Below are 11,720 nucleotides of genomic sequence, written 5' to 3'. Positions count from 1 at the left end.
CCGCCGCCGAACGACTCGCGCAGCCGCCGCGCGACGGGGGCTTCCACGGTCGAGGACGCCGACTTGACGAATTCGCCCTGCTCGCTCAGACGAGCGAGGACTTCCTTGCTGGTGACACCGAGTTCCTTGGCCAACTCGTGTACGCGGGCCTTTGCCACTACTTCTCCTGTCTATGAGGCGACAGCGGTAGTGGGCCGCGCCTCGGGCTTAGCTATGACGCATGGTCATCGGGACTTCACGGTGTGCTCATGTTCTTCGCTACCTGTTCTGTTGCCCGGGGCGGCGAGCCGATCTGTTGATCGAAGTACTCCTCCACCCCGGATACATCCGGGGAACCGCTGATCCGCAGCGCGTGCGCGAACGCTCGTCGCCGGATCGCCGCCTGCAGGCACTGCGGCCGGGGATGCAGCCATGCACCCCGGCCCGGCTGGCTGCCCGCCCTGTCAACGGTGACGGCCTCGTTGCCATTCCCCGACACAGCGACCACCCGAAGCAATTCGGCGGCCAACTCGCGTTTCCGGCACCCGACACACGTGCGCACCGGTCCCCGCGGGGAGCGGTGCGTTCGCGAGGCGGCTGCCGAAGTCTCGCGCTGGATCACGGCTCAGTCTACCCATACGGCGACGCTGTTCCGAACACGCTCGGCACAGCCGGTCGCCGCCCGCCGCGCGGCAGTTCAGAACAGGGTGCCGATATCCAGCAACGGGCTTAGATCCGCCAGCCAGCCGGTGTCGGCGGCGTCCGTATCAAACGAGCTGGACAGGTCTGACGTGTCCCCGGCGAGCTGAGCCACGGTGGCTGCCGCCGTCGATGCCTGATCATCGGGGAGGGTATCGAAAAGTGGGAAGACATTGTTGAACAGCGTGACGTAGTCGGATGTCCCCTCCGGATTCTGGATGTAATGATTCCCGAAGATCGTCAGAATGCCCCCGAGCGGTGCGACCGTTTGGAATGCGAAATTCTCATCCACCGATCCGGTCCACGCCGCAGCGGTACCGGTGCCATTGGTGATCTCGTCGCGCAAGTCGTTGGCGGTCAGGAAGGGAATGCCGCGCTGACAGCGACCGCGAGGCCGGGGGAGCCGGCGAGAAGCGCGGCACCCAGACCGGCACCGATGGCAAGCACAAAACGATGACTATTCATGACAAACATCCCCGTTCGACTCACGCTCAGTTATGACACCCCGGTTACGAGCATGAATCGACGCTACACCGCGCATAACAAATCACCTGGGGTATTCCACAGGATTTGACGGACGAACAAATAAGAACGCTTATCCGGGAACGTGGTCGGGTTCGCTGTCGGAGTGGGTCGGCGCGTCGCTGCGGATATCGATGCGCCACCCGGTCAGCCGGGCCGCCAACCGGGCGTTTTGGCCCTCCTTGCCGATGGCCAGCGACAGCTGGAAGTCCGGAACCACCACCCGGGCCGCACGCGCCGCCTGGTCGATCACCGTCACCGACATCACCTTGGCCGGCGACAAGGCGTTGCCGACGAACCGCGCCGGGTCCTCGTCGTAGTCGATGATGTCGATCTTCTCGCCGGCCAGCTCGCTCATCACGTTGCGCACCCGCTGGCCCATCGGACCGATGCAGGCGCCCTTGGCGTTGAGCCCGGGTACCTGCGAGGCCACCGCGATCTTGGACCGGTGGCCGGCTTCCCGGGCCACCGCGACGATCTCCACCGACCCGTCGGCGATCTCGGGGACCTCCAGGGCGAACAGCTTGCGCACCAGGTTCGGGTGGGTGCGCGACAACTCGATGCGCGGCTCGCGCAGCCCCCGGGTCACGCCGATCACGTAGCAGCGCAGCCGGTCGCCGTGCTCGTAGCCTTCGCCGGGCGCCTGCTCGGCGGGCCGGATGACACCGTCGAAGCCCTTGGCTTCGGTGCCCAGCCGCACCACGACGACGCCGCGGGCGTTCTCCCGGGCATCGCGCTGCACGACGCCGGCGACGATGTCGCCTTCCCGCGCCGAGAACTCGCCGTAGGCCTTCTCGTTCTCGGCGTCGCGCAGCCGCTGCAGGATCACCTGGCGGGCGGTGGTCGCCGCGATCCGGCCGAAGCCTTCGGGCGTGTCGTCGTATTCGCTGATGACATTGCCGTCGACGTCGGTCTCCCGAGCCAGCACCCGCACCATCCCGGACTTGCGGTCGATGTCGATGACCGCGTCGGCCTGGTGCCCTTCGGTGTGCCGGTAGGCGGTGAGCAACGCCGTTTTGATCGTTTCCACCACGACCTCGACCGGGATGCCCTTGTCGGCCTCGATCGCGTGCAGCGCAGCCATGTCGATATTCATCCGCTCGCCTCCGTTCCCGCATCCCCGGCCTTACGGCCCGTCAACTCCAACTCACGTGCGCTCGGCGGCGAGAACTCGACTTGCACCACCGCCTTGCTGATCTCGCTCAGCGGCAACCGGCGCCGGTTCCAGTCCCGCCCGGCGCGCACCACGAGCGTCACGAGGTCGTCCTCGACAACACCCACCCGACCGGTCACGCCGGTTCCATCGGACAAGGTCACCTCGACCTTGCGGCCGTGCGCGCGCCGAAAATGCTTCGCGGTGGTCAACGGTCGTTGCACCCCCGGGGAACTGACCTCCAGCACGTACTGGCCGTCGAAGTCGAGGCCGTCGAGCAGGTCCGACGCCGAGCGCGACAACGCCGCAGCGGTGTCGAGGTCCAGCGGGGTGTCGCCGTCGGCGACCACGGTGATCCGGGGCAGCGGCGCACCGTCGTCGACGACGACGTCTTCGATCTCATATCCGGCGCGGGTGAACTCAGCGTCGAGCAGCTCGATCACCTGTGTCTGCGAAGGTAGCCCGGTGGCCACGGCGAGCTCCTCGTCTTGAGTTGTCCGGACGTTTCCCGTGCGACTGGCGCGGCTAGGAATCAGCCACCAACGATACGCCGTGGCGTGCACAGCCACAGCAAACCGCCGAAAAGCGCCGCCACGCCGGCGGTCGGCGCCGCTACCGGCCACGCCGCGATCCTCCGGCGGCGCCGGGGTGGCAGGATGTCTCAGGTGCCCGGCCCCCTGACCGCCATCGATCGGCGGCGCGTGCTGACCGGCGCCGGCATGCTCGCCCTGATCGCCCTGGCGGCACCGGCGTGCGGCTCGTCCCCGATGCCGCCGGCGCTCGACGACCTGGAAGCGCAGTTCCAGCTGGCTCGGCGCGACAGCGAGCTGGCGGCCGCGGCCGGGGCGGCACTGACCGGACCGGGCTCGCAAGCGCTGGCCGCGGCGCTGGACCAGGTGTCGCTGGAACGGGCCGAACACGCCCGCGCGCTGGCCACCGAGATCGCCCGGGCCGCCGGGCAGCCGGCGCCGGCGGCCGCCGAGACCACCGCCTCGACCAGCACGCCGGAGGGGACCGCCCCGACGGTGTCCCAGGTGGTCAACGCGTTGCGGTCCGCGGCTGAGGGCGCCGGAAAGCTGGCCATCGCCTCGTCGGGCTACCGGGCCGGGTTGCTGGCCTCCATCGCAGCGGCCTGCACGGCCTCCTATGCGGTCGCCTTGGTGACGCAGTCATGACGTCGGTCGAACCCGGTGCGCTCAGCGGCCCCGACGCCGCCCTGTGCGATGCGCTGGCCACCGAGTACGGGGTCGTCTACGGCTACGGGATGGTGTCGGCGTACTCGGTGCCGGAGCTCAACGATCTGGTGGTCCCCACCATCCGTCAGCACCGCGAGCGCCGGGACGCGACCATCGCGATCCTGACCGCCCGCGCGGTCCCGGTCCCGCCCGCTGCCGCCGGATATCAGTTGCCCCTGCCGATGAGTACGTCCGACGACGCGGTGCGGCTGGCGGTCCGGATGGAAAACGACACGGCGACCGCCTGGCGCGCCGTCGTTGAGCAGGCTCGCGAACCCTCGGACCGGGAGTTCGCGGCAACGGCGCTGGGCCAAACCGCGGTGCTGGCCGCGCACTGGAGCCAGGCGTTGGGCACCTGGCCGATCACCCGGGCATTCCCGGGCGGGCAGGACTAGGCGGCCTCGCCGCGGATCGCGGCGCCGATCTGCCGGGCCAGGTCGGCGCCGACGGACAGCTCGCGGGTCTGCCCGGAGAACCGGTCGCGCAGTTCGACGATCCCGTCGGCCCAGCCGCGTCCCAGCACGACGATCCACGGCACGCCGAGCAGCTCGGCGTCCTTGAACTTCACTCCCGGTGAGGCCTGCCGGTCGTCGAGCAGCACGTCCATCCCGAGCCGGTCGAGCTCGGCGGCCAGGGCGGTGGCCCCGGCGCGGGCGGCCTCGTCCTTGTTGGCGATCACCAGGTGCACGTCGAACGGTGCGACGGTCGCCGGCCAGCGCAGCCCCAGCTCGTCATGCTGTTGTTCGGCGATGACGGCGACCAGCCGGGACACGCCGACACCGTAGGAGCCCATGGTGAGCCGCACCGGGCGGCCGTCCTCGCCGAGGACGTCGGCGGCGAACGCGTCGGTGTATTTGCGGCCGAGTGAGAAGATGTGGGCGATCTCGATGCCACGGGCGCTGACCAGCGTGCCCGCCCCGTCCGGGGACGGGTCACCGTCGCGAACCTCGGCGGCTTCGATCGTGCCGTCGGCGGTGAAATCACGTCCGGCCACCAAGCCGACGACGTGCTTGCCGGGCGCGTCCGCGCCGGTGATCCAACTGGTGCCCGCCACCACACGGGGGTCGACTAGATAGCGAACACCGTTGTCCTGCAACGCTTTCGGGCCGATATAGCCCTTCACCAGGAACGGGTGCTTGGCGAAATCGCCGTCGGAGAGCAATGCGTACTCGGCGGGCTCGAGTGCGGCACCCAGCCGCTTGTCGTCGATCTCGCGGTCGCCGGGCACCCCGATGCCCAGCAGTTCCCACTCCCCGTCGGGCTGGCGCACCTTGAGCAGCACGTTCTTCAGGGTGTCGGCAGCGGTGACGGTGCGGCCCAGGCCCGCGCCGTTGGCCCAGTCCACCAGGGTGGCAATGGTGGGGGTATCACCGGTGTCGTAGGTCTGCGCCTCCGGCTGGCCCTCGATCGGCTGGGCCGGGGGGCGCGCGGTGGTCACCGCCTCGACGTTGGCGGCGTAGCCGGATTCCGCACAGCGCACGAAGGTGTCCTCGCCCACCTCGCTTTCGGCCAGGAACTCCTCGGAGGCCGACCCGCCCATCGCGCCGGATACCGCCGAGACGATCACGTAGCGCACGCCCAGCCGGTCGAAGATCCGTTGGTAGGCCTCGCGGTGCGCGTCGTAGGCGGCTTTGAGGCCGGTGTCGTCGACGTCGAAGGAGTAGGAGTCCTTCATCACGAACTCCCGGCCGCGCAGGATGCCCGCGCGCGGCCGCGCCTCGTCGCGGTACTTGGTCTGGATCTGGTAGAGAACCACCGGGAAGTCCTTGTAGGAGCTGTACTCCCCCTTGACCGTCAGGGTGAACAGTTCCTCGTGGGTGGGCCCGAGCAGGTAGTCGTTGTCGCGCCGGTCCTTGAGCCGGAACAGGCCCTCGCCGTACTCCGTCCAGCGGTTGGTGGTCTCGTACGGCGCACGCGGCAGCAGCGCCGGGAACAGGATCTCCTGCCCGCCGATGGCGTTCATCTCCTCGCGCACCACCTGCTCGATGTTGCGCAGCACCCGCAGGCCCAGCGGCAGCCAGCTGTAGAGCCCGGGGGCGATCGGCCGGATGTAACCGGCCCGGATCAGCAGCTTGTGGCTGGGCACTTCGGCATCGGCGGGGTCGTCGCGCAGGGTGCGCAGGAACAGCTGGGACATCCGGGTGATCACAGGCCGAGAGCCTATCTTTCGCCGTGAGCGACCGCGGACCCGCGTTCGGGGCCGTCATCGCGGTGCCCGGAAGTTACAGGTTGCCGGCGCCGAAGGCGTCCTGCGCGTCCTGGGCGTGCGCGACCTGCTTGGCGGTGTAGCCGATCAGCAGCGAGATGGCGCCGACCAGCACCGCGACCCCGGCCACCCACAGCAGTCCGTAGGTGTAGCCGGCGTCCAGCGCGGCGATCTGGGCGGGGTTCATGGTCTTGACCGGCATGTTGGTGCCGCCGAGGTACAGGGTCCGGGAGGTGATGACGGCCTGGATGACCGCGAGCACGATCGGGCCGCCGAGGTTCTGCAGCATCAGTGCGATCGCCGAGGTGGGGCCGATCTGGTCGAAGCCCACGCCGGCAATCGCCGACAGGGTCAACGGCACCACGATCACGCCCATCCCGAGACCGCCGAGCACGATCAGCGTCACGAAGTTCGGGAAGTACGCGATGTCCCGGTCAACGGTCGAGCCGTAGATCATCGCCCCCAGCACCACGACGCCGCCGGCGATCACCAGCACCCGCGGCGGGAACCGGCGCACCAGCTGGGATGAGACCCCGAGTCCCACGCCCAGCCCGATCACGAACGGGATGAACCCCACCCCGGCGTGCAAGGCCGAGTAGCCCATCAGATCCTGCACGTACAGGCCGATGGTCACGGTCACGGTGAACAGCACCCCGCCGGCCAGGAAGATCGCGGCGAAGGTAGCCAGCCGGTTACGGTCCCGGAAGAGACTGAACGGCACCACCGGATTCTCGGCGGTGCGCTCCACCACGGCGAATGCCAACAGGGCGGCCACCGCCACCGCGCCGGAGCCGATGGTGAGCACCGAGATCCAGCCCACCTCCGGGCCGATCGTGAAGGCGAACACCGCGGCGGTGCAGCCCAGGGTCGCCAGCAGCGCCCCGGCGGCGTCCAGCTTCATCCGCTCCCGGTTGGTCTCGGTCAGCGCGGTGCGGGCCAGGTAGATCATCAGCAGGCCGATCGGGATGTTGATGGCGAACGCCAGCCGCCACGACACCTCGGTAAGTGCGCCGCCGGCCACCAGGCCCAGCACCGAACCGATGGCGGTCATCGCGCCGAACACCGCGGTGGCGGCGTTTCGGGCCGGCCCCTTCGGAAAGGTGGTGGCGATCAGCGCCAGCGCGGTCGGTGAGGCGATGGCGGCGCCGACGCCCTGCAGCAGCCGGGCGATCACCAGGGTGGGGGCGTCCCAGGCTGCCGCACACAGCACCGAGGCGATGGTGAACAGCGCCACCCCGCTGATGAAGGTGCGCTTGCGGCCGATGGTGTCGCCGAGCCGGCCGCCGAGCAGCATCAGGCCGCCGAAGGTCAGCACGTAGGCACTGATCACCCAGCCGCGGCCGGCGTCGGACAGGCCCAAGTCATCCTGGATCTTAGGAAGCGCGACGATCGCGATGGTGCTGTCCATCGTGGCCAGCAACTGCATACCGCCGATGGCGATCACGGCGTAGATGAACCGACGAGACGGCAGCAAAGACGACACCAATCTGCTGGTCCGGCTCACGAGGGCCGAGCCGTGACGCCCCGGGGGCTCCGCTCCGGCGGCATCCGCCGGCCACTGCGCAGTCGCCCGTCCTGCATCATCGAGAGCGGTCATAGCTGGCTACCCTACAGTAATATTAAGAGATGTTTAAACCCCGAATCCCGCGACCGCGCCGATAACGACGATCGCGGGAGGTCGGATGCCCTCCGCGCGGATTTTCTCGGGCGCGTCGGCCAGCGTGGCTCGGAGCGTGTGCTGGGCGGGCGTGGTCCCGTGCTGGACCACCAGTACCGGAGTATCGGCAGGCCGGCCGCCTTTTTGCAGCACCGCGCTGAACTGCTCGATGCGTTCGACGGCCATCAGCAGCACGATGGTTCCGCGCATTGCGGCCAGCGCGTCCCAATTCACTAACGATTCGGGGTCGTCCGGCGCGACATGCCCGCTGACCACTACGAATTCGTGGTTCACGGCGCGGTGGGTGACCGGAACCCCGGCCTGCGCCGGCACCGCTATGGCACTGGTCACACCGGGCACCACCGTCACCGGGATTCCGGCCTCGGCGCAGGCCAGCACCTCTTCGTAGCCGCGGGCGAACACGAACGGGTCGCCGCCCTTGAGCCGCACCACGAACTTGCCGGCCGTGGCGCGGTCGATAATCAGGGCGTTGATGGCGTCCTGTGCCATCGCCCGCCCGTAGGGGATCTTGGCGGCGTCGATGACTTCGACGTGCGGCGCCAGCTCGGCGAGCAGTTCCGGCGGCGCGAGCCGGTCGGCGACCACGACGTCGGCGTGCGAGAGCATGCGCCGGCCGCGCACCGTGATCAGTTCCGGATCGCCGGGTCCGCCGCCGACCAGTGCCACCCCGCCGCGCACCACATCATCGGGCGCCTCGGCTGCCAAGGTGATTGTGCCGTCCTGCAGAGCCTCGCGGATCGCCGAACGGATCGCCGCCGACCGGCTGTGCTCACCGCCGGCCAGCACCCCCACCGACAGGCCGGCGTAGCCGAAGGTGGCCGGGGTGACCGCGGAACCCTCGACGGCCAGATCGGCGCGCACGCAGAAGATCTGGCGCCGGTCGGCCTCGGCGACCACGGCGGCGTTGACATCCGGGTCATCGGTAGCCGCGATCGCATACCAGGCATCGGCCAGGTCCCCGTCCCGGTAGCCGCGCGAGACCAGCGTGATGCCGGGCCTGCGCTCCCCCAGCGCCTCGACCGCCGGGGTGGCACTGGTGGCGATCACCACCACCTCCGCGCCGCTGTCCACCAGCAGCGGCAGCCGCCGCTGTGCGACGCTGCCCCCGCCCACCACGACCACCTTGCGGCCTGCCAGCCGCAGCCCGACCAGGTATGGGTTCTCGGTCACCCGGTCACTCTAAAGCGGGTCACCGGCCGCCGGGTGCAGCTGCAGCTGTCGGGTTCCCCACTTCCACACCTGCTCGAACAGGGCGGGCTCGTCGGAGAGCCGGGTGCCCAGCGACGGCACCATCTCGGTGAGCCTGGGCAGCCAGCCCGCGAACCGGCCGGCGAAGCAGCGCGCCAGCACCTCGAGCATGGCCGACACCGCGGTCGACGCCCCCGGGGAGGCGCCGAGTAGGCCCGCGATGCTTCCGTCGGCGGCGCTGACGATCGTGGTGTCGAATTCCAGCCGTCCGGCCCGAACCACCTGCACCCGCTGGCCGGCCCGGATCGGCGACCAGTCCCGGTCGGAGGCGCCGGGGACGAATTCGCGCAGCGCGTCGATCCGGGCGGCGTGGGTTTGGCGCAGCTGGCGCAGCAGGTAACCGACCAGCTCGCGCTCCCGGATCCCGGCGCCCAGCAGTGAGGCCGCATTGTCCAAGCGGACCGATCTCGGCAGATCGGTGGTCCGCCCGTGCTTGAGGAAGCGCGGTGACCACGCCGCGAACGGTCCGAACAGCAGCCACGACGCACCATTGACCACCCTGGCGTCCAGGTGCGGCGCGGTCGTCGACGGCGCGTCCGGGGCCGGGGCGCCATACACCTTGGCGCGGTGGGCGGCGGTGATGTCCGGGGCCCCGCACCGCAGGAACTCACCGCCGATGGGGAATCCGCCGAAGCCGCGAGCCTGCGGGATGCCGGCCTTGCGCAGCAGGCCCAGCGTGGCTCCCCCTGCTCCGACGAAGACGAATTTGGCCTTCAGCGTTCGGCTTTCACCGGTGCGGCGGTTGAGCAGTCCCAGTGTCCAGCTGCTGTCGGATTCGCGGCCGATGCTGCGCACCTCGTGTCCGAACAGCACCGCGGCGCCGTCGCGGGCCGCGTAGCCGATCAGCTGGGAGGCCAGCGCCCCGAAGTCGACGTCGGTGCCCTGGGGCGCCCAATCCAGGGCCAGCGGGACATCCGCGTTGCGACCCGCGGCCATCAGCGGCAGCCGCGCGGCGAACTCGTCGAAGTCGGTGATGAACTCGGCTCCGGCGAACAGCGGGTTGGACGCCAGTGCGCGATGGCGGCGGCGCAGGTAGTCGACACCAGCGGCGCCGTGCACGAAGCTGACGTGCGGGATGGCACGCACGAAGTCGCGCGGTTGCTTTAGCATGCGGTTTTCCACCGCGTAGGACCAGAACTGGCGGGTCACCTGGAACTGCTCGTTGACCCGCACCGCCTTGGCGATCTCGATCGAGCCGTCGGGCTGTTGCGGCGTGTAGAACAGTTCGCACAGCCCGGCGTGGCCGGTGCCGGCGTTGTTCCACGGGTCGCTGCTCTCGGCGGCGGCGGCGTTCAACCGCTCCACGACGGTGATCGAGGCCTCCGGCTCCAGCCGGCGCAGTATCGCGCCCAGGGTGGCACTCATGATGCCCGCGCCGATCAGTGCGATGTCGGTACTGGCGGCGGTGGGCACGGCTCTCAGGCTAACGGGCGGGCACCGTTTAGGCTGACGCCATGGAGAGCTACGACCTGGCCATCATTGGAACCGGTTCGGGCAACAGCATTCTCGACGAGCGGTATGCCGACAAGCGGGTGGCGATCTGCGAGCAGGGCACCTTCGGCGGGACCTGCCTCAATGTGGGGTGCATCCCGACGAAGATGTTCGTCTACGCCGCCGAGGTAGCGCAGACGATCGCCGAGGCGTCCCGCTACGGCGTCGAGGCCCGCATCGAGCGGATTCGCTGGCCCGACATCGTCTCACGGGTCTTCGGGCGCATCGACCCGATCGCCGCCGGCGGCGAGGAGTATCGGCGCAGCCTGGAAGGCGTCGACGTCTACGCCGCGCACACCGGGTTCGGGCCGGTCGGCTCGGACGGCAAGTACCTGTTGCGCACCAGCGACGGGGAGAAGTTCACCGCCACCCAGGTGGTGATCGCCGCCGGAGCTCGAACCTGGATTCCGCCGGTGATCGCCCACAGCGGCGTGCGCTACTACACCAGTGACGACGTGATGCGCATCCCCGAGCTGCCCGAGCGCCTGGTGATCGTCGGCGGCGGCTTCGTGGCCGCGGAGTTCGCCCACGTGTTCTCCGCACTGGGCGTCCGGGTCACCGTGGTGATCCGCAGCGACATGATGCTGCGGCACACCGACGAGACGGTGGCCCAGCGCTACACCGAGGTGGTGGCGCGCAAGTGGGATCTGCGGGCGCGACGCGAAGTGACCGGTGCCCGCCATGTCGGTTCGGGTGTCGAGCTGCAGCTCGACGACGGGTCACTGGTGCATGCCGATGCACTGCTGGTGGCCACCGGCCGGGTGCCCAACGGCGATCTGCTCGACGCCGAACAAGCCGGGGTCGACGTCGCAGCCGGCCGGGTGATGGTCGACGAGTACCAACGAACCAGCGCGCCCGGGGTTTTCGCGCTCGGCGACATCTCCTCCCCCTACGAACTCAAGCACGTCGCCAACCACGAAGCCCGGGTGGTGCAGCACAACTTGTTGTGCGACTGGGACGACACCGCCTCGATGCGGGCCACCGATCACCGCTACGTGCCGTTCGCGGTCTTCACCGATCCGCAGATCGCCGCAGTCGGGCTAAGCGAAACACAAGCAGTGGCACAGGGTTTCGACATCTCGGTGAAGATCCAGGACTACGGTGACGTCGCCTACGGCTGGGCAATGGAGGACACCACCGGGTTCGTCAAGCTGATCGCCGAACGTGACAGTGGCCGGCTGCTGGGCGCGCACATCATGGGCCACCAGGCGTCGTCGATCATCCAGCCGCTGATCCAGGCGATGAGCTTCGGCCTGACCGCGCCGGAGATGGCCCGCGGCCAGTACTGGATCCACCCGGCACTGCCGGAGGTCGTCGAGAACGCGCTGCTGGGCCTGAAGTGAAAGGACTCTCAATGAAGAAATCAAGCCGCCGATTTGGTGATCGGGGGTGAATCGGGTTGCCAGGTGCGGTTGTCACGGATGAGGGCGTAGAGGACGTTGGTGCGGCGCCGCGCCAGGCAGATCGTGGCGGGGATCGGACGCTTTCCTTCGTCTCGTTTTCGCTGGT

The 11,720-nt window shown here is 69.2% G+C and carries 12 protein-coding genes and 1 pseudogene; 3 read left to right on the top strand and 10 right to left on the bottom strand.

Annotation, left to right across the window (positions count from 1 at the left end; translation table 11 throughout):
- The 5 genes from A5771_RS22190 to rimP form a co-directional block, all read right to left on the bottom strand.
- On the bottom strand, positions 1-158 hold a 158-nt coding region (locus tag A5771_RS22190; protein ID WP_131808935.1), incomplete at its 3' end, for a translation initiation factor IF-2 N-terminal domain-containing protein.
- Between the two features lie 77 nt (positions 159-235).
- Positions 236-508, bottom strand: a complete 273-nt coding sequence (locus A5771_RS18330; protein ID WP_064856620.1) for a YlxR family protein — start codon at positions 506-508, stop codon at positions 236-238.
- Between the two features lie 168 nt (positions 509-676).
- Positions 677-1,024, bottom strand: coding sequence for a hypothetical protein (locus tag A5771_RS18325; RefSeq protein WP_064856619.1), 348 nt, complete (start codon positions 1,022-1,024; stop codon positions 677-679).
- Positions 1,025-1,273: 249 nt separating this feature from the next.
- Positions 1,274-2,296, bottom strand: a complete 1,023-nt coding sequence (nusA, locus tag A5771_RS18320; protein ID WP_064856618.1) for a transcription termination factor NusA — start codon at positions 2,294-2,296, stop codon at positions 1,274-1,276.
- The gene (gene rimP, locus A5771_RS18315; protein ID WP_064856617.1) at positions 2,293-2,826 is read right to left on the bottom strand and encodes a ribosome maturation factor RimP; all 534 of its coding nucleotides are present in this window, start codon (positions 2,824-2,826) and stop codon (positions 2,293-2,295) included. The genes nusA and rimP overlap by 4 nt, the downstream gene beginning before the upstream one ends.
- A 183-nt stretch (positions 2,827-3,009) precedes the next feature.
- On the opposite strand from rimP, the gene A5771_RS18310 reads away from it, so the two are divergent.
- Together A5771_RS18310 and A5771_RS18305 are read left to right on the top strand one after the other, a co-directional pair.
- Positions 3,010-3,528: a hypothetical protein gene (locus A5771_RS18310; RefSeq protein WP_064856621.1), complete on the top strand. Its 519-nt coding sequence runs from the start codon at positions 3,010-3,012 to the stop codon at positions 3,526-3,528.
- A complete protein-coding gene (locus A5771_RS18305; RefSeq protein ID WP_064856616.1) occupies positions 3,525-3,983 on the top strand; it encodes a ferritin-like domain-containing protein in 459 nt (152 codons plus the stop codon). The genes A5771_RS18310 and A5771_RS18305 overlap by 4 nt, the downstream gene beginning before the upstream one ends.
- Here the strand turns inward: A5771_RS18305 and A5771_RS18300 are convergent.
- The 4 genes from A5771_RS18300 to mqo all read right to left on the bottom strand — a co-directional run bounded on the left by A5771_RS18300 (position 3,980) and on the right by mqo (position 10,133).
- The gene (locus tag A5771_RS18300) at positions 3,980-5,737 is read right to left on the bottom strand and encodes a proline--tRNA ligase (protein WP_064856615.1); all 1,758 of its coding nucleotides are present in this window, start codon (positions 5,735-5,737) and stop codon (positions 3,980-3,982) included. The genes A5771_RS18305 and A5771_RS18300 overlap by 4 nt on opposite strands.
- 73 nt (positions 5,738-5,810) lie before the next feature.
- Positions 5,811-7,391, bottom strand: a complete 1,581-nt coding sequence (locus A5771_RS18295) for an MFS transporter (RefSeq protein ID WP_064924609.1) — start codon at positions 7,389-7,391, stop codon at positions 5,811-5,813.
- A 33-nt stretch (positions 7,392-7,424) separates the two neighbouring features.
- Positions 7,425-8,642: a uroporphyrinogen-III C-methyltransferase gene (cobA, locus tag A5771_RS18290; protein WP_064856613.1), complete on the bottom strand. Its 1,218-nt coding sequence runs from the start codon at positions 8,640-8,642 to the stop codon at positions 7,425-7,427.
- A gap of 9 nt (positions 8,643-8,651) precedes the next feature.
- Positions 8,652-10,133 (bottom strand): malate dehydrogenase (quinone), encoded by a 1,482-nt coding sequence (gene mqo / locus A5771_RS18285; protein WP_082947315.1) that lies wholly within the window; start codon positions 10,131-10,133, stop codon positions 8,652-8,654.
- A 41-nt stretch (positions 10,134-10,174) separates the two neighbouring features.
- Between mqo and mtr the strand changes: the two genes are divergently transcribed.
- Complete coding sequence (gene mtr / locus A5771_RS18280) at positions 10,175-11,554, top strand: mycothione reductase (RefSeq protein WP_064856611.1); 1,380 nt, start codon at positions 10,175-10,177, stop codon at positions 11,552-11,554.
- A 20-nt stretch (positions 11,555-11,574) separates the two neighbouring features.
- On the opposite strand, the pseudogene A5771_RS22760 reads toward mtr, so the two are convergent.
- Positions 11,575-11,720 (bottom strand): annotated as a pseudogene (locus A5771_RS22760) (IS110 family transposase); the annotation flags it as partial.

Source organism: Mycolicibacter sinensis, from assembly GCF_001667375.1.
Lineage (GTDB): Bacteria > Actinomycetota > Actinomycetes > Mycobacteriales > Mycobacteriaceae > Mycobacterium > Mycobacterium sinense_A.
Note: the sequence above shows the minus strand (reverse complement) of the source record. Positions and strands in the feature narration are given on the sequence as shown.